General features: G+C 76.9%; 21 protein-coding genes and 1 riboswitch. Of the genes, 20 read left to right on the top strand and 1 reads right to left on the bottom strand.

What is annotated here, in order from left to right; genetic code table 11:
- Positions 1–53 precede the first annotated feature (53 nt).
- From AC1050_RS02510 to AC1050_RS02455, 12 genes are all read left to right on the top strand, one after another.
- Complete coding sequence (locus tag AC1050_RS02510) at positions 54–749, top strand: DUF1345 domain-containing protein (protein ID WP_482385804.1); 696 nt, start codon at positions 54–56, stop codon at positions 747–749.
- A 39-nt stretch (positions 750–788) separates the two neighbouring features.
- Positions 789–1,736 carry a methionyl-tRNA formyltransferase gene (fmt, locus tag AC1050_RS02505; RefSeq protein ID WP_482385803.1) on the top strand — a complete coding sequence of 316 codons (948 nt, stop codon included), beginning with the start codon at positions 789–791 and terminating at the stop codon, positions 1,734–1,736.
- Positions 1,733–3,292 (top strand): RsmB/NOP family class I SAM-dependent RNA methyltransferase, encoded by a 1,560-nt coding sequence (locus AC1050_RS02500; protein ID WP_482385802.1) that lies wholly within the window; start codon positions 1,733–1,735, stop codon positions 3,290–3,292. Before fmt ends, AC1050_RS02500 begins: the two co-directional genes overlap by 4 nt.
- A 78-nt stretch (positions 3,293–3,370) precedes the next feature.
- Positions 3,371–4,039 (top strand): ribulose-phosphate 3-epimerase, encoded by a 669-nt coding sequence (gene rpe / locus AC1050_RS02495; protein WP_482385801.1) that lies wholly within the window; start codon positions 3,371–3,373, stop codon positions 4,037–4,039.
- A 116-nt stretch (positions 4,040–4,155) separates the two neighbouring features.
- A riboswitch (FMN riboswitch) is annotated at positions 4,156–4,287 on the top strand.
- A 93-nt stretch (positions 4,288–4,380) separates the two neighbouring features.
- Positions 4,381–5,442 carry a bifunctional diaminohydroxyphosphoribosylaminopyrimidine deaminase/5-amino-6-(5-phosphoribosylamino)uracil reductase RibD gene (gene ribD / locus AC1050_RS02490; protein ID WP_482385800.1) on the top strand — a complete coding sequence of 354 codons (1,062 nt, stop codon included), beginning with the start codon at positions 4,381–4,383 and terminating at the stop codon, positions 5,440–5,442.
- A complete protein-coding gene (locus AC1050_RS02485) occupies positions 5,442–6,053 on the top strand; it encodes a riboflavin synthase (RefSeq protein ID WP_482385799.1) in 612 nt (203 codons plus the stop codon). Before ribD ends, AC1050_RS02485 begins: the two co-directional genes overlap by 1 nt.
- Positions 6,050–7,351, top strand: a complete 1,302-nt coding sequence (ribB, locus tag AC1050_RS02480) for a 3,4-dihydroxy-2-butanone-4-phosphate synthase (RefSeq protein WP_482385798.1) — start codon at positions 6,050–6,052, stop codon at positions 7,349–7,351. The genes AC1050_RS02485 and ribB overlap by 4 nt, the downstream gene beginning before the upstream one ends.
- On the top strand, positions 7,348–7,818 hold the full coding sequence (gene ribH, locus AC1050_RS02475) for a 6,7-dimethyl-8-ribityllumazine synthase (protein ID WP_482385797.1): 471 nt from the start codon (positions 7,348–7,350) through the stop codon (positions 7,816–7,818). The genes ribB and ribH overlap by 4 nt, the downstream gene beginning before the upstream one ends.
- The gene (gene pnuC, locus AC1050_RS02470; RefSeq protein ID WP_482385796.1) at positions 7,815–8,513 is read left to right on the top strand and encodes a nicotinamide riboside transporter PnuC; all 699 of its coding nucleotides are present in this window, start codon (positions 7,815–7,817) and stop codon (positions 8,511–8,513) included. Before ribH ends, pnuC begins: the two co-directional genes overlap by 4 nt.
- 44 nt (positions 8,514–8,557) lie before the next feature.
- Entirely contained in the window at positions 8,558–8,821 is a 264-nt protein-coding gene (locus AC1050_RS02465; RefSeq protein WP_482385795.1) for a phosphoribosyl-ATP diphosphatase, read from the top strand.
- 45 nt (positions 8,822–8,866) lie between these two features.
- A complete protein-coding gene (gene hisG / locus AC1050_RS02460; protein ID WP_482385794.1) occupies positions 8,867–9,715 on the top strand; it encodes an ATP phosphoribosyltransferase in 849 nt (282 codons plus the stop codon).
- Positions 9,716–9,726: 11 nt separating this feature from the next.
- Entirely contained in the window at positions 9,727–10,221 is a 495-nt protein-coding gene (locus AC1050_RS02455) for a PH domain-containing protein (RefSeq protein WP_482385793.1), read from the top strand.
- A 62-nt stretch (positions 10,222–10,283) separates the two neighbouring features.
- Here AC1050_RS02455 and AC1050_RS02450 read toward each other — a convergent pair whose 3' ends face one another.
- Positions 10,284–11,513 (bottom strand): DUF3866 family protein, encoded by a 1,230-nt coding sequence (locus tag AC1050_RS02450; protein WP_482385792.1) that lies wholly within the window; start codon positions 11,511–11,513, stop codon positions 10,284–10,286.
- 33 nt (positions 11,514–11,546) lie between these two features.
- Here AC1050_RS02450 and AC1050_RS02445 point away from each other — a divergent pair, with 33 nt between their 5' ends.
- The 8 genes from AC1050_RS02445 (at position 11,547) to AC1050_RS02410 (ending at position 20,608) form a co-directional block, all read left to right on the top strand.
- On the top strand, positions 11,547–12,608 hold the full coding sequence (locus tag AC1050_RS02445) for a helix-turn-helix transcriptional regulator (protein ID WP_482385791.1): 1,062 nt from the start codon (positions 11,547–11,549) through the stop codon (positions 12,606–12,608).
- Positions 12,601–13,575 (top strand): helix-turn-helix transcriptional regulator, encoded by a 975-nt coding sequence (locus tag AC1050_RS02440; RefSeq protein ID WP_482385790.1) that lies wholly within the window; start codon positions 12,601–12,603, stop codon positions 13,573–13,575. Before AC1050_RS02445 ends, AC1050_RS02440 begins: the two co-directional genes overlap by 8 nt.
- Positions 13,576–13,584: 9 nt before the next feature.
- Positions 13,585–13,926 carry a hypothetical protein gene (locus AC1050_RS02435; RefSeq protein WP_482385789.1) on the top strand — a complete coding sequence of 114 codons (342 nt, stop codon included), beginning with the start codon at positions 13,585–13,587 and terminating at the stop codon, positions 13,924–13,926.
- An 85-nt stretch (positions 13,927–14,011) separates the two neighbouring features.
- Entirely contained in the window at positions 14,012–14,326 is a 315-nt protein-coding gene (gene tatA, locus AC1050_RS02430; protein WP_482385788.1) for a Sec-independent protein translocase subunit TatA, read from the top strand.
- 39 nt (positions 14,327–14,365) lie between these two features.
- Positions 14,366–15,130 carry a twin-arginine translocase subunit TatC gene (gene tatC / locus AC1050_RS02425; RefSeq protein WP_482387225.1) on the top strand — a complete coding sequence of 255 codons (765 nt, stop codon included), beginning with the start codon at positions 14,366–14,368 and terminating at the stop codon, positions 15,128–15,130.
- Positions 15,127–16,053 carry a diacylglycerol/lipid kinase family protein gene (locus AC1050_RS02420; protein ID WP_482385787.1) on the top strand — a complete coding sequence of 309 codons (927 nt, stop codon included), beginning with the start codon at positions 15,127–15,129 and terminating at the stop codon, positions 16,051–16,053. Before tatC ends, AC1050_RS02420 begins: the two co-directional genes overlap by 4 nt.
- 10 nt (positions 16,054–16,063) lie before the next feature.
- Positions 16,064–18,943 carry a DEAD/DEAH box helicase gene (locus AC1050_RS02415; protein ID WP_482385786.1) on the top strand — a complete coding sequence of 960 codons (2,880 nt, stop codon included), beginning with the start codon at positions 16,064–16,066 and terminating at the stop codon, positions 18,941–18,943.
- A gap of 51 nt (positions 18,944–18,994) precedes the next feature.
- Entirely contained in the window at positions 18,995–20,608 is a 1,614-nt protein-coding gene (locus tag AC1050_RS02410; RefSeq protein WP_482385785.1) for an amidohydrolase, read from the top strand.
- Position 20,609 lies beyond the last annotated feature (1 nt).

Genomic DNA, 20,609 nt, shown 5'->3' with positions numbered 1-20,609 from the left:
GGGCCCGCGCCCCTGCCGGCCCGTGCCGGGACGTGCGTGGTTGGATCGTCGCCATGGCCAGCACGCGCTACGTCAGCGACACCGCCCGCGCCAACTGGAGCTCCCTGGTCGCCCTGGCCGCCGGCATCGGCGCCGTCCTGCTCCGCGGGACGGAGGACGCCGCGTCGGTCGCCGTGGTGACCTACCTCGCGTTCTGGCCGGTGTTCGTCGTGGTCTACCTGGTGTGGACGCACCTCACCTACGCGCGCCGCGGCCCCCGCGCCCTGGTGCAGACCAGCCGGCGCGAGTCGGAGCGGGGGCGGCGCTGGTGGTCCCGGCTGCTCGACTACGGCGGCGCGTCCAGCTGGACCCTGTCCGCGGCCGTCGTCGCGGTCGTCGTGACGGTCCTCGTCGCCCAGGACCCGGCGTTCCGCGGCGACTGGCTGTACGTCGGGGCCGGCCTGCTGTGCGTCGCGTGCTCGTGGGCCCTCATGGCGTACGCGTTCGCGCTGCAGTACCTGCGGCTCGACAGCGGCCGGCGCGCCGACGGCACCCGGCACGTCGTGATGGAGCTCGAGGGCGACCCGCGGTTCACCGACTACCTCACCCTCGCGATCCTCCTGTCCGCCATGGCGGCGACCGTGTCCGCGCAGATCCGGTCCCGCGAGGCGTGGGGCGTGGTGCGGGCGCACGTGCTGCTCGCGTTCACGTTCAACTCGGTGGTCGTGGCGATGATGGTCTCGCTGCTGTTCGGCGGCCTCGGGGGCTGAGGGCCGGCCGAGCACGCAGCGGCACTAGGATCGGTGCCCATGCGCCTGCTCTTCGCCGGGACGCCCGCGGTGGCGCTGCCCTCGCTGGATGCCCTGCTCGCCTCCCGTCACGAGGTCGTCGCCGTCCTCACCCGGCCCGACGCCCGCGCCGGCCGCGGCCGGACGCTGACGCCCAGCCCGGTCAAGCAGCGCGCCCTGGACGAGGGGCTGGAGGTGCTGACGCCGGCCACGCTCAAGGACCCCGAGGTCCAGGCGCGGCTCGCCGAGATCGCACCCGACGCCGCACCCGTCGTGGCGTACGGCAACCTCGTCCCGCCCGCGGTGCTCGACCTGCCGCGGCACGGCTGGGTGAACCTGCACTTCTCGGTGCTGCCCGCCTGGCGCGGCGCCGCCCCCGTGCAGCACGCGATCATCGCCGGCGACGAGGTCACCGGTGCCAGCACGTTCCGCCTCGAGGCCGGGCTGGACACCGGCCCGGTGCTCGGCATGCTGACCGAGACCATCCGGCCGCTCGACACCTCCGGCGACCTGCTCGACCGGCTCGCGGCAGCCGGGTCCGACCTGCTCGTGAAGACCCTCGACGCGCTGGAGGACGGCATCCTCACGCCGGTCCCGCAGCCCGCCGACGGCGTCAGCCTCGCGCCGCGGCTGACCACCGAGGACGCCCGCGTCCGCTGGCAGCACCCCGCGATGGCCGTCGACCGGCGGGTGCGCGGCTGCACGCCGGCCCCCGGCGCGTGGACCACCCTGCCCGACGGCACCCGCCTGGGGCTCGGCCCCGTGCGGCTCGCGCCCGAGGTCACCGACCTGCGGCCCGGCCAGGTGCGCGTCGGCCGCGGCGAGGTGCTGGTCGGCACCGGCACGCACGCGGTCCGGCTCGGCGAGGTCCGGCCCGCCGGCAAGCGCGGCATGGCCGCCGCGGACTGGGCGCGCGGCGCGCGCCTCGACGAGGGCACCGTTGTCGGGGCCGAGGGGGCGACGGCGTGAGCGGCGAGCAGCAGCGCGGCCAGGGCGGTCGGGGGAGCCAGGGCGGTCAGCGCGGGCAGGGCGGCCAGGGCGGGCAGCAGCCGCAGGGCGGCGGCGCCCGGCGCGGTCCCCGGCAGCGCACCGCCGCGGCGCCGGCCCAGCGTCGCCGTGGCGGCGACCCCGCCCGCACGGCGGCGTTCGAGGTGCTGCGCACGGTCGACGAGTCCGACGCCTACGCCAACCTGGTCCTGCCGCCCCTGCTGCGCGAGCGGGGCATCCGCGGCCGCGACGCGGGCTTCGCCACCGAGCTCGCCTACGGCACGCTGCGGCTGCGCGGCCGGTACGACGCGATCGTCGAGCAGTGCGCCGGCCGGCCGCTCGACCAGATCGACCCGCCCGTGCTCGACGCGTTGCGGCTCGGCGCGCACCAGCTGCTCGGGATGCGCGTGCCCCCGCACGCCGCCGTGTCCGAGACCGTCGGCCTGGTCCGCGAGCAGATCGGTGCCGGTCCCGCGCAGTTCGCGAACGCGGTGCTGCGCGCCGTGTCGCGGGAGCCGCTCGACGTGTGGCTGGCACGGATCGGGGACGCCGCCGACCCCGCGGAGTCCGACGAGGTCGCGCGCCGCTCCGTGGTCGACAGCCACCCGGCGTGGGTCACCCGGGCGCTGCGCGAGGCGCTGGTCGGCCACGGCCGCACCGCCGGCGAGCTCGGCGACCTGCTCGCCGCGGACAACGAGGCGCCGCGGGTGTCGCTCGTCGCGCGTCCCGGCCTCACGGAGCGCGACGCGTTGCTCGCCGCCGCCGGCCCGGACGCCACCCCGGGCCGCTGGTCGCCGACCGCCGTCACGCTCGCGGGCGGTGGCGACCCTGCGGGTCTCGCCGACGTGCGCGCCGGCCGGGCCGGTGTCCAGGACGAGGGCAGCCAGCTGGTCGCGCTCGCGCTCGCCGAGGCGCCGCTCGACGGACCCGACACCCGCTGGCTGGACCTGTGCGCCGGACCCGGCGGCAAGGCGGCCCTGCTCGCCGCGCTGGCGGGGGAGCGCGGCGCCCGGCTCGTCGCGAACGAGGTCCAGCCGCACCGCGCGCGGCTCGTGCGCCAGGCCGTCGCGGCGGTGCCCGACGGTGCCGTCGAGGACGTGCGCGTCGGCGACGGCCGCGAGGTCGGCGAGCTCGAGCCCGGCGGGTACGACCGGGTCCTGCTCGACGCCCCGTGCACCGGCCTGGGGGCTCTGCGCCGCCGGCCCGAGTCCCGGTGGCGCCGCACGCCGTCCGACCTGGCGCAGCTCACGCAGCTGCAGCGCGAGCTGCTCGGCTCGGCGCTGCGCGCCGTCCGGCCCGGCGGCGTCGTCGCGTACGTGACGTGCTCGCCGGTCCTCGCCGAGACGCGGCTGGTCGTGCTCGACGCCACCCGGGCCGCCACGAAGGCCGGGCTGGCCGTCGAGGTGCTCGACGCCCCGGCGGTGCTGCACGGCATCGCGCCGGGGCTGGACCTGCCCGCGCGGGAGGACGCCCAGCTCTGGCCGCACGCCCACGGCACGGACGCGATGCACCTGACGCTGCTGCGCCGCACGGCCTGACCCAGGAGGCACGGCCCGCACGGCACCACCCGCACCGCCTGGCCCGCGAGGTCGCGGGCCCGCGGATACCCTGGTCGGGTGCCCGCTCTGATCAGCCCCAGCATCCTGTCCGCCGACTTCGCGAACCTCGAGCGCGACCTGCACGCGATCGGCCGGGCCGACTACGCGCACGTCGACGTCATGGACAACCACTTCGTGCCCAACCTCACGCTGGGCCTGCCGGTGGTCAAGCGGATCATCGAGGTGTCGCCGGTGCCGGTGGACGTGCACCTGATGATCGAGGACGCGGACCGCTGGGCCGTCGAGTACGCCCGCGCCGGGGCCGCCTCCGTCACGTTCCACGCCGAGGCCGCGCAGGCCGCGGTGCGGCTCGCCCGGGAGATCCGGGGTGCCGGGGCGCGGGCCAGCATCGCGCTGCGCCCCGCGACGCCCGTCGAGCCGCTGCTGGACCTGCTGCCCGAGTTCGACATGGTGCTGGTCATGACGGTCGAGCCCGGGTTCGGCGGCCAGTCGTTCATCGAGGGCACCCTGCCGAAGATCCGCCGGCTGCGGGCCGCGATCACCGAGCAGGGCGCGGCCACCTGGATCCAGGTCGACGGCGGGGTGTCCCGGGAGACGATCGGCCGGGTCGCCGAGGCCGGGGCGAACGTGTTCGTGGCCGGGTCCGCCGTGTACGGGGCGCCGGACGTCGGCGCCGAGATCGACACGCTGCGCGAGCTCGCGGACGCGGCGACCACGGCGCGCTGAGCGCCGCTGACCCACGCCGACCCGGCGCCGACCCGCGCCCGGCCCGGACGTCCGGTCCGCGGCGCCCGGCGCGGGCGGGAATGCCGCGTGTGGCATCATCGTTGGTCAGAACACACACACGTGCTCCGGGGTCGGTGCAATTCCGAGCCGGCGGTGACAGTCCGCGACCCGCAAGCGCCTCGGCGCGAGCGGTTGACCTGGTGGAACTCCAGGACCGACGGTGAAAGTCCGGATGGGAGGAGACGTGGCGGTGCGCCCGGCGTGAGCCAGGTGCGCCGTGGTCGTCGTGCACCTGCGCGCCGCCCGCACCCCGGAGCCCGACGGGCGAGGAGCGGGAGCGGATGGACGGGCGGGCAGCGGTCGAGCGGGACGCGATGGCGCGCGCCCTCGACCTGGCCGCACGCGGCCCCGCGCACGGACCGAACCCCCGCGTCGGCTGCGTGCTGCTCGCGGCCCCCGGTGCGGGTCCCAGCGGGACCGTCCTGGGCGAGGGCTGGCACCGCGGTGCCGGCACCCCGCACGCCGAGGTCGCCGCGCTGGCCGACGCCCGGGACCGCGGCCACGACGTCCGCGGCGCGACCGCGGTGGTCACCCTCGAGCCGTGCGACCACACCGGCCGCACCGGCCCGTGCTCGGTCGCGCTCCTCGAGGCGGGCGTCGCGCGGGTCGTCGTGGCCGTGCCCGACCCGAACCCCGTCGCGGGCGGGGGAGCGGCCCGGCTCCGGGCCGCGGGCGTGGACGTCGTCGTGGGCGTCGAGGAGACCGCCGGCCGGCTGCTGCTGCGGCCCTGGCTGACCGCCGTCGGCCGCGGTCGCCCGTTCGTCACGCTGAAGACCGCCGCGACCCTGGACGGCCGCGTCGCCGCGGCTGACGGCTCGAGCCGGTGGATCACGTCGCCTGAGGCGCGGGCCCACGCGCACGCCCTGCGCTCGGAGGTCGACGCCCTGGTCGTCGGGACGGGGACGGCGCTCGCCGACGACCCGGCGCTCACGGCCCGGACGGCCGACGGCGACCTCGCCGCGCACCAGCCCCTGCGCGTGGTCGTCGGCGAGCGGGACCTGCCGGGCGGCGGGCGGCTGGCCGGCCCCGGCGGGGAGGTGCTGCACCTGCGCACCCGCGACCCGCGCGAGGTGCTCGCCGCGCTGCACGCCCGGGAGGCCCGCCGCGTGCTCGTGGAGGGCGGCCCGACGCTCGCCGCCGCGTTCGTGCGCGCCGGCGTCGTCGACGAGGTGCACGCCTACGTCGCCCCGGTGCTGCTCGGCGCGGGCCGGGCCGCCGTGGGGGACCTGGGGATCGAGACCATCGGGGACGCGCTGCGGCTGCGGACCCGCGAGGTGCGGCAGCTGGGGCCCGACGTGCTCGTCGTGGCCGACGTCGCCGACGCACAGGAGGAGGACCGCTGATGTTCACCGGCATCGTGGAGGAGGTCGGCACCGTCGTGGCGCTCGACCTGGCTCCGGACGGCAGCCCCGACGGGGACGCACGCATGACCGTGCGCGGCCCGCTGGTCACCTCGGACGCCCGGCACGGCGACTCCATCGCCGTGTCCGGCGTCTGCCTGACCGTGGCGGAGCTGCCCGGGGACGGCACGTTCGTCGTCGACGTCATGCCCGAGAGCCTGCGGCGCACCGCGCTCGGCGACCTGGCACCCGGCGCGCCGGTCAACCTGGAGCGCGCCGTGCGGGCCGACGCCCGGCTCGGCGGGCACGTCGTCCAGGGCCACGTCGACGGCGTCGGCACGGTGCGGCGGCGGGACCCCGGCCCCCGGTGGGACGAGGTCGAGGTCGCGCTGGACCCCGCGCTGGCCCGGTACGTGGCCGAGAAGGGGTCGGTCGCGGTCGCCGGCGTGTCGCTGACCGTCACGGCCGTCGGCGACGACTGGTTCGGCGTCTCGCTGATCCCCACGACGCTCGCCGAGACCACGCTGGGCGGCGCCGCCGTCGGCTCGCGGGTGAACCTCGAGGTCGACGTCCTGGCCAAGTACGTCGAGCGGCTGCTGGCGGTGACCCGGTGACCACCGAGATCGCGCTCGGCACCGTCGAGCAGGCGCTCGCCGAGCTCCGCGCGGGGCGGCCGGTGCTGGTCGCCGACTCGCCCGACCGCGAGAACGAGGCCGACGTCATCCTGGCCGCCGAGCTCGCCACGGCCGAGTGGGTGGCCTGGACCATCCGGCACTCGTCCGGCTACCTCTGCGCCCCGATGACCGGGGCGCGCGCCGACGCCCTCGACCTGCCGCTCATGGTCCCCTCCAGCCAGGACCCGCGCCGGACCGCCTACACCGTGACCGTCGACGCGGCCACGGGCGTCACGACGGGCATCTCCGCCGCCGACCGCACCCGGACCCTGCGCGTGCTCGCCGACCCCGCCTCCGGCGTGGAGGACCTGATCCGGCCGGGGCACGTGCTGCCGCTGCGGGCCGTCCCCGGCGGCGTCCTGCACCGCGCCGGGCACACCGAGGCCGCCGTCGACCTGTGCCGGCTGGCCGGGGTCGCGCCCGTCGCGGCCATCGCCGAGCTGGTGAACGACGACGGCACGATGATGCGGCTCGACGGCACCGCGGCGCTCGCCCGCGAGCACGGCCTGGTCGTGCTGACCATCGCCGACCTGATCGCCTGGCGCACCGAGCACGGCGACCTGCCGACGGAGCCCGCCACGGCCGGCGACGCCGCGGCCACCGCACCGGAGCGCCGCGTGCACCGCGCGAGCTCCGCCGTGCTGCCGACCCGGCACGGCGAGTTCCGGGTGCACGCCTACCGAGACCTGCGCACCGGGGCCGACCACGTGGCGCTGGTCGCCGCCCGGGGGCTCGCCGACGTGCCCGTGGTGCGGGTGCACTCCGAGTGCCTCACGGGCGACGCCTTCGGATCCGCCCGGTGCGACTGCGGCCCCCAGCTGGACGCCGCGCTGGAGCTGGCCGCCCGCGACGGCGGTGCCGTCGTCTACCTGCGCGGGCACGAGGGCCGGGGGATCGGGCTGCTCGCCAAGATCGGCGCGTACGCGCTGCAGGACCAGGGTCGGGACACGGTCGAGGCCAACCTCGACCTGGGCTGGCCCGCCGACCGGCGCGAGTACGGCGCCGCGGCGGCGATCCTCGAGGACCTCGGCGCCCGCCGGGTCACCCTGCTGACCAACAACCCCGCGAAGGTCGCCGGCCTGACGGCCCACGGCATCGAGGTGACCGCGGTGCGGGGCCTCGAGGTCGGGCGCACCCCGCACAACGAGGCCTACCTGCGCACCAAGGCGCGGGCGATGGGGCACCTGCTGCCCGGCCTGGACCACGACACCACCCACCCCACGGAGGACGCACGATGAGCGGCAGCGGCGCACCCAGCATCACCACGGACGGCAGCGGCCTGCGGGTCGTCGTCGTCGCGGCGAGCTGGCACACCGAGGTCATGGACGGCCTGCTGGCCGGGTCCCGGCGCGCGCTCGCCGCCGCCGGCGTCACGGACGTCCGCGAGATCCGCGTCCCGGGCACCTTCGAGCTGCCCGTCGCCGCCGCCCGGCTGGCCCGCGGCGGCGAGGTGGACGCCGTCGTGGCGCTCGGGGTCGTCATCCGCGGCGGCACCCCGCACTTCGACTACGTCTGCCAGGCCGCCACCCTCGGGCTCACCGACGTCGCGGTCAGCACCGGCGTGCCCGTCGGCTTCGGCGTGCTCACGTGCGACGACGAGGCCCAGGCGCTCGACCGCGCCGGGCTGCCCGGGTCGCACGAGGACAAGGGGGCGGAGGCCGCGGAGGCCGCCGTGGCGACCGTCGTCGCGCTGCGCGGGCTGTGAACCTGCTGACCTGGCTGTTCGACGCCCAGCTGGTCGTCGCCGGCCACCCCGTCCTGTGGCGCGAGGTCGTCGGCAACCTGTTCGGGCTCGCGTCCGCGCTCGGCGGGCTGCGGCGGCAGATCTGGGCGTGGCCGGTCGGCATCGTCGGCAACGTCCTGCTGTTCACGGTGTTCCTCGGCGGCGTGTTCCACACCCCGCAGGCCACCGACCTGTACGGCCAAGCCGGCAGGCAGGTGTTCTTCGTGGCCGTCGCCGTGTACGGCTGGGTCCGGTGGTCGCAGACCCGCCGCGCGGGCCGGGAGCACGGCGAGCCCGACGCACCCGCCGTGGTGCCCCGGTGGGCCGGGCCGTCCGGCTGGGTGCAGATCGGCGTCGTCGCCGTGGTCGGCACCGTCGTCTGCGCGCTGGTGTTCCGCGAGCTCGGGTCCTACGGGCCGTGGGCCGACGCGTGGATCTTCGTCGGCTCGCTGCTGGCGACGTACGGGATGGCGCGCGGCTGGATCGAGTTCTGGCTGATCTGGATCGCCGTCGACGCGGTCGGCGTGCCGCTGCTGCTGAGCGCCGGGTACTACCCGTCCGCGTTCCTCTACCTGGTCTACGCGGGCGTCGTGGTGTCCGGGTTCGTCGTGTGGTGGCGGGCCCGCCGCGCGGCCGAACCCCAGCAGGTCACCGCGGCCGCCGGCGTCGAGGGCTGAGCGCGGTGCCGGCTTCACCCGCGCGAGCGTCTACCCTGACGGGCGTGAAGACGTTCGACTCGCTGTTCGCAGAGCTCACCGACAAGGCGACGACCCGGCCCGCCGGGTCCGGGACGGTCAAGGAGCTGGACGCCGGGGTCCATGCGATCGGCAAGAAGATCGTCGAGGAGGCCGCCGAGGTCTGGATGGCCGCCGAGCACGAGGGCGACGAGCGCACCGCGGAGGAGATCTCCCAGCTGCTCTACCACCTGCAGGTGCTCATGGTGGCGAAGGGCCTCACGCTCGAGGACGTGTACGCCCACCTCTGACCCGCCCCCGCCGTCCGTCACATCTGAACCCCTGAGGACACCCCCGTGCTGAGGATCGCCGTCCCGAACAAGGGCTCGCTCGCCGAGCCCGCCGCCGAGATGCTGCGCGAGGCGGGCTACCGCCAGCGCCGCGACTCCCGTGAGCTCGTCCTGCCCGACCCCGACAACGGGGTCGAGTTCTTCTTCCTGCGTCCGCGCGACATCGCCGTGTACGTCGGCACCGGCACCGTCGACGTCGGCATCACCGGCCGCGACCTGCTGCTCGACTCCGGGTCGCCCGCGACCGAGCACCTGCAGCTCGGCTTCGCCCGGTCGACCTTCCGGTTCGCCACCCAGGCCGGCCAGATGAACGACGTGCGCGAGGTCGGCGGCCGCCGCGTCGCCACGTCGTACCCGGTGCTGGTCGGCGAGTACCTGCGCGCGCAGGGCGTCGAGGCCGCCGAGATCGTCCGCCTGGACGGCGCCGTCGAGACCGCGATCCGCCTGGGCGTCGCGGACGTCATCGCGGACGTCGTGGAGACCGGCACCACCCTGCGCGCCGCGGGCCTCGACGTGTTCGGGGAGCCGATCCTGCGCTCCGAGGCCGTGCTCGTGCGCCGCGTCGACGTCGAGGAGCCCACCGGGCTCGACGTGCTGACCCGCCGCATCCAGGGCGTGCTCACCGCGCGGGAGTACGTGCTGATGGACTACGACGTGCCGCTGGCGCTCGTGGACCGGGCCGTCGCCGTGACGCCCGGCCTGGAGTCGCCGACCATCTCGCCGCTGCACAACTCCGAGTGGGCCGCCGTGCGCGTCATGGTGCGGCGCTCCGAGACCAACCGGGTGATGGACGCCCTGTACGACGTGGGCGCCCGCGCGATCCTGGTCACCTCGATCCACGCGTGCCGGCTCTGACGGGACGCGGCGTGGCGGACGGACCGGCCCGGGGCACGGGCGACGACGGCGGCCGGCGACCCGCGCTCGACGCGGTGTTCCGGCCGCGCGCGGCGCGCCTGGTGACGGGCGTGCTCGCGGTGGTCGTCGCGGTGGCCACCGTGCTGCTGCTGGTCCTGCTGCCGGGCGTCGGCCTGGTCGGGTACTCGATCGCCGACCGCACCGGGATCGCCCTGGTGGGGCTCGCCATCGTCTGGTTCTGCTGGCGGCAGGCCACGGTCTCCGCGACGCCCACCCCCGAGGGCCTCCGGGTGCGCAACCTGGCCACCACCCGCACCGTGGCGTGGGCGGAGATCGTCTGGGTGCGCTTCGGCGAGGGCCGGCCGTGGGTCCAGCTGGACCTGGACGACGGCGACACGCTGGCCGTGATGGGCGTGCAGCGCTCGGACGGCGAGCGTGCGCGCCGCGAGGCCCGGCGGCTGTCGACGCTGGTGTCGGTGCGCCAGCGCACGTCCCGCGACGACTGAGGGACGACGGAGGACGACGGAGGGACCGAGGCGGCCCGGACCGCCCTCGGTCTCCGCGTACCTCAGACCCCGCGTGCCAGCCGCGCCGCGTGCGCGCCGGCGGCGGCCGCGGCGAGGAACGCCGCCGGGTCCTGCGCCAGCCCGCGCCCCATCGTGGACAGCCGGACGGGCGAGCCGCCGAGCGCCGCCAGCAGGTCCGCCCCGGCGGGCACGTCGACCAGGCGGTGCCGCCCGACCGGCGCGCCGAGTGCCCGCACCTGCTGCCCGACGCGCCGGCCGACGGCCGCGAGGTGCGCCTCCGGGTGCTCCTCGGCGTCGGGCACGGCCACGCCGAGGCCGGCGGTGCTCGGCGCGGCGTCCACCGCGGGTGCCGCCGCGGGGTCGAACACCGGCACCACCACGTCCGCGGGCGCGAGCGCCACCCGGCCGTAGGCCGTCAGCGAGTGGTGCGAGATGCCCAGGTGCCGCTCGCGCGGGTCGGCGCCGGAGACGCGCAGCGACGCGACGGGCCGCCCGCCGAGCACCGCCGCGGCGTTGACTGCCTCGCCCGCCGCGACGCCGGAGAAGCCCCAGCGGGTGCCGGTCCCGAGGTTGCCGGGGCCCTGCGCGACGACGACGACGTCCGCACCGACGACGTGCCGGGCGGCGAGCAGGGCGGTGTGCACGGTGACGGCCTCGTGGTCGCCCCCGAACGCCTGGCCGGCGGTGAGGCACGACGCGAGCCAGCCGGCCTCGCGCAGCCCGGCGACGGCCATGGAGAACCACGCGGGCAGCGCGCCGCCGTCCGTCATGACGTAGGCGACCCGCAGCGGCGGGACGCCGGACCCGGCGGCCGACGCCCGCGCGTCGGCGTACCGGATGCCGGCGACGACGGCGGGCAGGGCGGAGTGCAGGTCGGCGACGACCACGGGCAGCCCGGCCAGGTCGTCGGCGTCGCGCAGCACCTCGTGGTGCGGGGACTCCTGGTCGTCGACGCCGAGCACCATCGCCTGCAGCGGGGTGTAGCGCGCCTTGACGAGGTGCCCCGGCCCGGGCGGGGGGTCGGCGGGGAGCGTGCCGGGCGCGACGACCAGGGCGTAGCCGCCGGTGCCGAGCCCGCGGGCGAGGGCGGACACGTTGAGCAGCACCGTGTCGCCCACCGCGGGCCGCCCGACCAGCTCCGGGTACGCCAGCGCCCGGACGCTCACCGGGCCCGGACCCTGCACGCCGTCCGCGACGGCGACCGTCAGCTCGAGCGCCCCGGTCCACCCCCGACCGACCTTCTCCACCACACCCGAGCGCCACGTGATCACCGGACCACGCTACCGGCCACTACGGTTGTCCCGATGCCTGAACAGATCCATCCCGCCGAGCGGCTGCTCAACCTCGTCATCGCCCTGGTGCACACGCCCGGGCGCATGACCAAGGAGCAGATCCGCCGTACCGTCGCGGGCTACGGCGACGCCCCGTCGGACGAGTCCTTCGAGCGGATGTTCGAGCGCGACAAGGACACCCTGCGGGACCTCGGGATCCCGGTGGCGACGGTCACGTCGGCCGGCCACGGCGACGACATCGGCTACCGGATCGACCAGGACGCGTACGCCCTGCCGCCGCTGGAGCTGACGTCCGCCGAGCTGGGCGCGCTGTCGCTGGCGGCGGAGTTCTGGCAGGACCGCTCGGTGCGCGCGGACACCTCGCGGGCGCTGACCAAGCTGCGCGCGGTGGGCGCGGGCGCCGGGTCGAGCGACCTGGCCGCCGGCCTGGCCCCGCGGGTGCGGGCGGGCGGCGACGCGTTCCCGCCGCTGCTGGACGCGGTGCAGGCCCGGCGGCGGGTCCGGTTCACGTACCGGGCGGCGAGCACCGGCGAGGTGCGCGAGCGCCAGGTCGAGCCGTGGCGCCTGGTCGCGCGCCGGGGCGGCTGGTTCCTGGTGGGCTTCGACACCGACCGCGGCGGCACCCGGTCGTTCCGGCTCAGCCGGATCGAGGGCCGGGTGAAGGCGGTCGGTCCCGACGGGGCCTTCGACGCGCCGACGCCCGAGCAGACGCAGGCGGCGCTGCGGTCGTGGGACGCCGGCCAGGAGCGGACCGCCGTGCTGGCGCTGCGGGCGGAGCGTGCCGAGGCCCTGCGCGCCCGCGGGGTCCCCGCGGAGCTCCCGGACGACGCGAGCCCCGCGCTGCGGGCCGCGGTCGCCGACCGGGACCTGGTGCGGGTGCCGTACCGCGCGACCTGGGAGCTCGCGGAGGAGGTCGCCGGCTACGGCGACGCCGTGCTCGTCGCGGAGCCGCCGCAGCTGCGGGAGGCCGTCCTCGGCCTGCTGCGCGTGGCCGCGGCGCTGGACACGACCTCGGCCCCGGGCGCGACCGCGACCCCGGGCACGACCGCGGAGGGGACGGACCACCATGGCTGAGCGCGCGAGCGAGCGGCTGCTGCGCCTGCTCGGGATGATCGGCTACCTGGACCGCAACGACGGCGTGTCCGTCGAGCAGCTCGCGGCGCACTTCGGGGTCACCCCCGCGCAGGTGATGGCGGACGTCGACACGCTCTGGATGAGCGGCACGCCGGGGTACTACCCGCACGACCTGATCGACTTCGACGCCGACTCCTACGACCGCGGCGAGATCCGGCTGACCGAGGCGCGCGGGATGACCCGGCCGCTGCGCCTCGGCACCCGGGAGGCCGTCACGCTGCTGGCCGCGCTGACCGCGATGGTGGCGGACCTGGGCCCGACGCTGGACCCGGAGCACGCCGCGGTGCTGCGCTCGACGCTCGGCAAGCTGACGGCGGCGACGGGGGAGGCCGCGAACGCGGTCGACGTGCGGCTCGCGGTCGACGGCCGCCCGGACGTCGTGGCGGCGGTCCGCACGGCGCTGGCCGGCGGGCGCCGGCTGCGGATCCGGTACGTCAACGCCTCCGACGTGACGAGCGAGCGCGACGTGGACCCGCTGCGGCTCACCACGAGCGACGAGCGGTCCTACCTGCAGGCGTGGTGCCTGCGGGCGGGGGACGAGCGCCTGTTCCGGCTGGACCGCGTGCTGACCGCCGAGGTGCTCGACGTCCCGGCGGACGCGCACCCGGGTGCGGGCCGCGGCGCGACGGCCGAGTTCCGCCCGGACCCGACCGGCGCGGTCGCGACGCTGCACCTGCGCAGCACCGGCCGCTGGGTCGCGGAGACCGTGCCCGTCGAGGAGGTGCGCAACCTCCCGGACGGCTCGTTCGAGGTCGACGTCCGGGTCGGCCAGCCGGCGTTCCTGCGCAGCCTGCTGCTGCAGGCGGCGCAGGACGTGCTGGACGTGCGCCCGCCCGAGACGGCGCGCGACGTGGCGGAGCGCGCCCGCGGCGCCCTCGCCGCGTACGGCGCGCTCGCGACGGGATAGGTTGGCGCGATGGTCTGGTGGGTCGTGTGGTCGGTGCTGGTCGTCGGCACCCTGGTGGGCGCGTTCCTGCTCGGCCGCTCCCTGTGGCGCGGGTTCCGGGCCCTGGTCGCGGAGCTGCACGAGGCCTCGGAGGTGCTGGGCCGGCTGGCCGAGCACGCGTCGACGCTCGCCGAGCAGGCGCAGGAGGCCGAGCGGGCCGCCCGCGCCGCGCGCGAGGCCGTGCTGCTCCCGGAGCCGGAGGAGGCGCGCGACCGCTGGTCCGCCCTGCGCGCCGAGGCGCGCGTGCGCCGCGAGGCCCGGCGCGAGCGCGACCGCAGGACCCGCGAGCAGTGGCGGGCGTACACGCGCTGACGTGCGTACCGCCGGGTGCCACCGGGTGACGCCGCCGTCCGGATAGGATCGGCCAGGTCATCCTTCTCCGTTCGACAGGATCGTCATGAACGCCCTCAAGCCCTGGCACATCGTCGTCCTGCTTGTCGTGATCCTGCTGCTGTTCGGGGCGCGCCGGCTCCCCGACCTCGCCCGCAGCGTCGGCGAGTCCCTGCGCATCTTCAAGCGCGAGGTCAAGGACCTCGCCGACGACGAGCCCCGCACCACGCCGGTCCCGCCGCCGACGGCGCAGCCGGCACCCCCGCTCGCGACCGGCCCCGTGGTGAACCCCACGCCGTCGGCGTCTCCCGCACCGCCGCTGGACGCGCCCGGCACCAGCCAGCAGCCCCCGGCGAGCGGCAGCTCCACCCCCACCGCCTGATCCGTGGCACGCACCAGGCGGACCGACCCCGACGGTCGGATGCCGCTGCGGGAGCACCTGCTCGAGCTCCGCAAGCGGTTGTTCCTCGCGGCGGTGGGGCTGGCGGTCGGCGCCGTGGCCGGCTGGTTCCTCTACCAACCCGTGTTCGAGCTGCTGCAGCAGCCGCTGCTGGACTCGGCGGCCGGCCGCGACGGCCGCGTGTCGGTGAACTTCGCCGGCCTGGCCAGCGCGTTCGACATGCAGATCAAGGTGTCGCTGTTCCTCGCGGTGTTCGTCACGAGCCCGTGGTGGCTGTACCAGCTGTGGGCGTTCATCACGCCGGGCCTGACCCGGCGCGAGAAGCGCTCCGCGGTCGGCTTCCTGGTGGCCGCCGTCCCGCTGTTCCTGGCGGGGTCGGCGCTGGCCGCGTGGACGCTGCCGACGGCGGTGAAGGTCCTCACGGACTTCACCCCGGAGGGGGCGTCGAACTTCATCGACGCGCAGTCGTACCTGAGCTTCGTGATGCGCTTCGTGCTGGCGTTCGGCCTGGCGTTCGTGCTGCCGGTGATCATGGTCTGCATCAACCTGGTCGGCCTGGTGCGCGCGAGCACCTGGGCGCGGGGCTGGCGGTGGGCCGTGCTGCTGGCGTTCGTGTTCGCGGCGGTGATGACGCCGACCCCGGACGCGATCACGATGATCGTGATGGCGCTGCCCATCTGCGCCCTGTACTTCGCGGCGCTGGGCGTCTGCGTGCTGCACGACCGGCGCGCGGACAAGCGGCTCGGCGCGGCGGGGGAGCCGGCGGACGGGACGCTCGCCCGGTGAGCCGGCTCGGGGTGCTCGTCAACCCCGTGGCCGGCAGCGGACGTGGCAGCGGCGCGGGTGCCGCCGCCCTGGCCGCGCTGCGCCGGCGCGGGCACCACGTCGAGGACCTCACCGCGCACGACCTGGTGGAGGCGACGGCGCACGCCCGCCGCGCGGCCGTCTCGGGCCTCGACGCGCTGGTCGTGGTGGGCGGCGACGGGCTGGTGCACCTGGGGGCCAACGTGGTGGCCGACACCGACCTGCCGCTCGGCATCGTCGCGGCGGGCACCGGCAACGACGTGGCGCGCGCGCTCGGCCTGCCGCGCGGTGACGTCGGGGCGGCCGTCGACGCCGTCGAGCGGGCGCTGCTGGCCGGGCCGCGGGCCGTCGACGCGGTGCGGGTCGGCTCGCCGGCGCACGCGGCGCGCGAGTGGTACCTCGGGGCGCTGTCCTGCGGCATCGACGCGGCGGTGAACGCCCGGGCCAACGCGCTGTCCTGGCCGCGGGGCTCCGCACGCTACGTGCGGGCGCTGGTCCCGGAGCTGCGGGCGTTCCGGCCGTACGGCTACCGGGTGACCACGGACGACGGCGTCTGGGAGTCGGCGGGCACCGTGGTCGTGGTGGCGAACGGCCCGTGGATCGGCGGCGGCATCCACGTCGCCCCGGGCGCCCGGTTGGACGACGGCCTGCTCGAGGTGGTCGTCGCGGGGCCGTTCACGCGGTCCGGCGTCGTGCGGATCTTCCCCGGGATGTACCGCGGCCGGCACGTCCGGCACCCGCAGGTGCAGGTGCTGCGCAGCAGGACGGTGCTGGTGGAGCCGGCGCCGCACCTGGGCGGCACGCCGCCCGAGGCGCACGCGGACGGGGAGCGGATCGGCCCGCTGCCGCTGGTCGCCGAGGTGCACCCCCGCGCTCTGCAGGTGCTGGCGCCGCCCGCGACCTAGGGTGGGAGACGTGGCACGCACCTCCCGTCCCGGCGACGACACCGAGCTCTCCCCGGCCGAGCGGTACGCCGCGGCCCGGAAGCGGGCGCAGGCGGAACGCACCGAGCTCGCGCAGTTCCGCAAGCTGATGGACTTCCCGCTGGACGACTTCCAGGTCGAGGCCTGCGAGGCGGTGGAGCAGGGCAGCGGCGTGCTGGTCGCGGCACCGACCGGCGCGGGCAAGACCGTCGTCGGCGAGTTCGCGGTGCACCTCGCGCTCGCGACGGGCCGCAAGGCCTTCTACACGACGCCGATCAAGGCGCTCTCCAACCAGAAGTACACCGACCTGGTGCGCCGGTACGGCGCGGGCCAGGTGGGGCTGCTCACCGGCGACACCACCCAGAACGGCGAGGCGCCGGTGGTCGTGATGACCACCGAGGTGCTGCGCAACATGCTGTACGCCGGGTCCAGCACGCTGGACGGGCTCGGCTACGTGGTGATGGACGAGGTGCACTACCTGGCCGACCGGTTCCGCGGCCCGGTGTGGGAGGAGGTGATCATCCACCTGCCCGACGACGTGCAGCTGGTGTCGCTGTCCGCCACGGTGTCGAACGCCGAGGAGTTCGGCGACTGGCTGCGCACGGTCCGCGGCGACACGGCCGTCGTGGTGAGCGAGCACCGCCCGGTGCCGCTGGGGCAGCACGTGCTGGTCCGCGACGACCTGCTGGACCTCTACGCCGGGCACGTCGACCCGACGGCGCCGGGCAAGAACCCGCCGATCAACCCCGAGCTCGCGCACCTGCTGCGCCGCGCGGACCGGTCCGACGGCCCGCACCGGGGGCGGCGCGGCGCGGGCGACCGCGGGTTCCGGGGCCCCGGCGGGCGCCGCCGCGACGGCGGCGGCCAGGGCGGCACGGGCGGACCGGGCGGGCCCGGTGCCGGTGGCCCGCGGCCGGTCCCGCGCCCGGTGATGGTCGACGTGCTGGACGAGGCCGGGCTGCTGCCGGCGATCGTGTTCATCTTCAGCCGCGCGGCCTGCGACGCGGCCGTGTCGCAGTGCCTGGCAGGCGGTCTGCGGCTCACCACGCCCGCGGAGCAGGCGGAGATCCGGCACATCGCGGAGACCCGCTGCGCGTCGATCCCGCAGGAGGACCTGGACGTCGTCGGGTACTGGGGCTTCGTCGAGGCGCTGGTGCGGGGCGTCGCCGCGCACCACGCCGGGATGCTGCCCGCGTTCAAGGAGACGGTCGAGGAGGCCTTCGCCCGCGGCCTGGTCAAGGTGGTGTTCGCGACCGAGACGCTGGCGCTGGGCATCAACATGCCCGCCCGGTCGGTCGTGCTGGAGAAGCTGGTCAAGTGGGACGGCTCCCAGCACGTCGACATGACGCCGGGGGAGTACACCCAGCTGACCGGGCGCGCGGGCCGGCGCGGCATCGACACCGAGGGGCACGCCGTCGTGGTCGGCCGCGGCGACCTGGACCCGATGGCGCTGGCGGGGCTGGCGTCCAAGCGGCTGTACCCGCTGCGCTCGGCGTTCCGCCCGACGTACAACATGGCGGTCAACCTGACGGCGCAGGTCGGCCGGGTGCGGGCGCGCGAGGTGCTGGAGACGTCGTTCGCCCAGTTCCAGGCGGACCGCGGCGTCGTCGGGCTGGCGCGGCAGGCCCAGGGCCACGCCGAGGCGCTGGAGGGCTACGCCGAGGCGATGAGCTGCCACCTGGGCGACTTCCGGGAGTACTGGTCGCTGCGCAAGGAGCTCGGCGACCGGGAGCGGGGTGTGCACCGCGCGAGCACGGCCGCCCGGCGGGAGGCCGCGGCGCGGAGCCTGCAGGGTCTGCAGGTCGGTGACGTCGTGGCGGTGCCCAGCGGCCGGCGCGCGACGCACGCGGTCGTCGTGGACGCCGGCACGGCCGGCGGGTTCGAGGGCGCGCGGCCGCTGGTGCTCACCACCGAGCGCGAGGTCCGCCGCCTGTCCGTGCAGGAGGTCGGCGACGGCGTCAAGACGCTCGGCCACCTGCGGGTGCCCAAGGAGTTCTCCGCGCGCGCCGCGTCCTCGCGGCGCGACCTCGCCGCGGCGCTGCGCACCGAGATCTCGTCCGGCCGGATCGACGGCGCGACGCCTCCCGGGCGCCGCGGACGTGCGGTGGTGGCGGCCGACGAGGACGAGGCGATCGCCCGGCTGCGACGCGAGCTGCGCGCGCACCCGTGCCACCAGTGCCCGGACCGCGAGGAGCACGCCCGGTGGGCGGAGCGCTGGCAGCGGCTGGAGGGGGAGCACCGGTCGCTGGTGCGCCGCATCGAGGGCCGCACCGGCTCCATCGCCGTGGTGTTCGACCGGATCTGCGACGTGCTGAGCCGGCTCGGGTACCTCGAGCAGGACGACGACGGCGACCTGCGGGTGACCGAGGACGGCCGCTGGCTGCGCCGGATCTACGCGGAGAACGACCTGCTGCTGGCCGAGTGCCTGCGCCGCGGGGCGTGGGACGACCTGGACGTGCCCGGGCTCGCGGCGGCGGTGTCGGCGGTCGTCTACTCGGCGCGCCGGGACGACCGGGACCGGAACCCCACCGTGCCCGGCGGCCCGGCCGGCCGGCTCGGCGTCGCCCTGGAGGCGACCACCCGGATCTGGTCCGAGCTGGACGACCTGGAGGTGGCGCACCGCCTGGAGTCGACGCAGCCGCTGGACCTCGGGCTGGTCGGCCCGGTGCACCGGTGGGCCGCCGGTCGCGGGCTGGACGCGGTGCTGCGCGACGCGGACCTGGCGGCGGGCGACTTCGTCCGGTGGTGCAAGCAGGTCGTCGACGTGCTCGACCAGGTGGCCAAGGCCGCGCCGGACGCGAAGGTCCGCGAGACGGCGCGCAAGGCCGTCGGCGCGGTGCGGCGCGGCGTCGTCGCCTACGCCGGCACCTGAGGCGCGCCCGCGCGCGGGCCGGTCGCGCCGTCCCTGGCTAGGGTGCGTCACGTGAGCACCACCCTGTACCGGGACGGCGCGGTCCTGACCCCCGCCGTCCTGCGCGCTGCCGGCACCTCGGCGCCGGTCCCCGGCCCCACCGCCCTGCTCGTCGTCGACGGCGTGATCGCCTGGCTCGGCGGCGAGGACGAGGCCGACGGGCTCGCCGACGCCGCGGACGCGGTGGTGCGGCTGGAGGGCGCCATGGTGACGCCGGGCTTCGTCGACGCGCACGCGCACGTGCTCGACACCGCGCTGCGGCTCGACGGCCTGGACCTGGCGTCCTGCACCAGCCGCGACGAGGTGCTGGCCGCGGTCCGCGCGGCGGTCGCCGGCCCGGTCGGCCGCCGGCTCGCGGCCGAGGGCGGTCCGCTCACCGGCTGGGGCTGGGACGAGCACGGCTGGCCGGACGGCGGCGCGCCGAGCCGTGCGGACCTGGACGCCGCCGCGGGCGGTGCGCCGGTCTACCTGGGCCGGGTCGACCTGCACTCCGCGGTGGTGTCCACGTCGTTCGCCCAGGTGCTCGGCCTCACCACGCTGCCGGGCTGGCACGAGGACGGGCGGGTGACGGGGGAGGCGCACGCCGCCGCGCGCGCCGCGGTGCGGGACGTCGGCGACGCCCGGCGCGCGGAGCTGGACCGCACCGCGCTGGCGGCCGCCGCGCGGGCCGGGATCGTGGCGGTGCACGAGCAGAGCAGCCCGCAGACCGACTCCCGGGCCGGGCTGGCGGGGCTCCTCGCGCTGACCGCGGACCCGGCGTCCGCCCTGCCGCTGGTGGTCGGCTACCGCGCCGAGCTGTGCGAGACCGCCGACGACGCCCGCGCGGTCGCGGCGGCGCTGCCCGGCCTGGTGGGGGTCGGGGGCGACCTCGACGTCGACGGATCGCTCGGCAGCCGCACCGCGGCCCTGCGCGCCCCCTACGCCGACCTGCCCGCCGGTGCGACGACGCTCACCGGGACCCTCGCGCTGACCGCCGAGCAGGTGAGCAACCACGTCGCGGCGGTGACGCGGGCCGGTCTGCAGGCGGCGTTCCACGTCATCGGCGACCGCGCGATGGACGAGGCGCTGCTCGGGTTCCGGGTCGCGGCGGAGGTCGAGGGGGTCGAGGCGGTGCGCGGGGCCGGCCACCGGCTGGAGCACGCGTCGATGCTCGACGCGCCCGCGCTGGCCTCGCTGGTCCTGCTGGGCATCACGGCGTCCGTGCAGCCGGCGTTCGACGCGGCGTGGGGCGGGGACGCCGGGATGTACGCGGCGCGGCTCGGCCGCGGGCGCGCGGCGTCCCTGCACCCGCTGGCCGACCTGCGGGCCGCGGGGGTGCCGCTCGCGTTCGGCTCGGACAGCCCGGTCACCGCGTTCGACCCCTGGGGCGCGATCGCCGCGGCCGTGCGGCACCGCACGCCGGACCAGCGGGTGCCCGTCGCCGACGCGCTCGCCGCGCACACCCGCGGGGGGTGGGCCGCCGCGGACGACCGGACCGCGGGGGTGCTGGAGGTGGGCGCACCCGCACACCTGGCGGTGTGGCGCACCGCCGGCCGGGGCGTGCCCGCGCTGCGGCCGGACGAGCCCGCGCCGGAGTGCCTGCGCACCGTCCGCGCCGGTGTCGTGCTGCATGACGCCCTGGGCTGAC

Source organism: Cellulomonas sp. NEAU-ZC6 (assembly GCF_056844425.1).
Note: the sequence above shows the minus strand (reverse complement) of the source record. Positions and strands in the feature narration are given on the sequence as shown.

What these genes read in the sequence shown, in the direction of transcription:
- AC1050_RS02510 (WP_482385804.1), top strand. Translation starts at nt 54, where the DNA reads ATGGCCAGCACGCGCTACGTCAGCGACACCGCCCGCGCCAACTGGAGC.
- fmt (WP_482385803.1), top strand. Translation starts at nt 789, where the DNA reads ATGCGCCTGCTCTTCGCCGGGACGCCCGCGGTGGCGCTGCCCTCGCTG.
- ribD (WP_482385800.1), top strand. Translation starts at nt 4,381, where the DNA reads ATGGACGGGCGGGCAGCGGTCGAGCGGGACGCGATGGCGCGCGCCCTC.
- AC1050_RS02485 (WP_482385799.1), top strand. Translation starts at nt 5,442, where the DNA reads ATGTTCACCGGCATCGTGGAGGAGGTCGGCACCGTCGTGGCGCTCGAC.
- ribH (WP_482385797.1), top strand. Translation starts at nt 7,348, where the DNA reads ATGAGCGGCAGCGGCGCACCCAGCATCACCACGGACGGCAGCGGCCTG.
- AC1050_RS02445 (WP_482385791.1), top strand. Translation starts at nt 11,547, where the DNA reads ATGCCTGAACAGATCCATCCCGCCGAGCGGCTGCTCAACCTCGTCATC.
- AC1050_RS02440 (WP_482385790.1), top strand. Translation starts at nt 12,601, where the DNA reads ATGGCTGAGCGCGCGAGCGAGCGGCTGCTGCGCCTGCTCGGGATGATC.
- AC1050_RS02435 (WP_482385789.1), top strand. Translation starts at nt 13,585, where the DNA reads ATGGTCTGGTGGGTCGTGTGGTCGGTGCTGGTCGTCGGCACCCTGGTG.
- tatA (WP_482385788.1), top strand. Translation starts at nt 14,012, where the DNA reads ATGAACGCCCTCAAGCCCTGGCACATCGTCGTCCTGCTTGTCGTGATC.
- tatC (WP_482387225.1), top strand. Translation starts at nt 14,366, where the DNA reads ATGCCGCTGCGGGAGCACCTGCTCGAGCTCCGCAAGCGGTTGTTCCTC.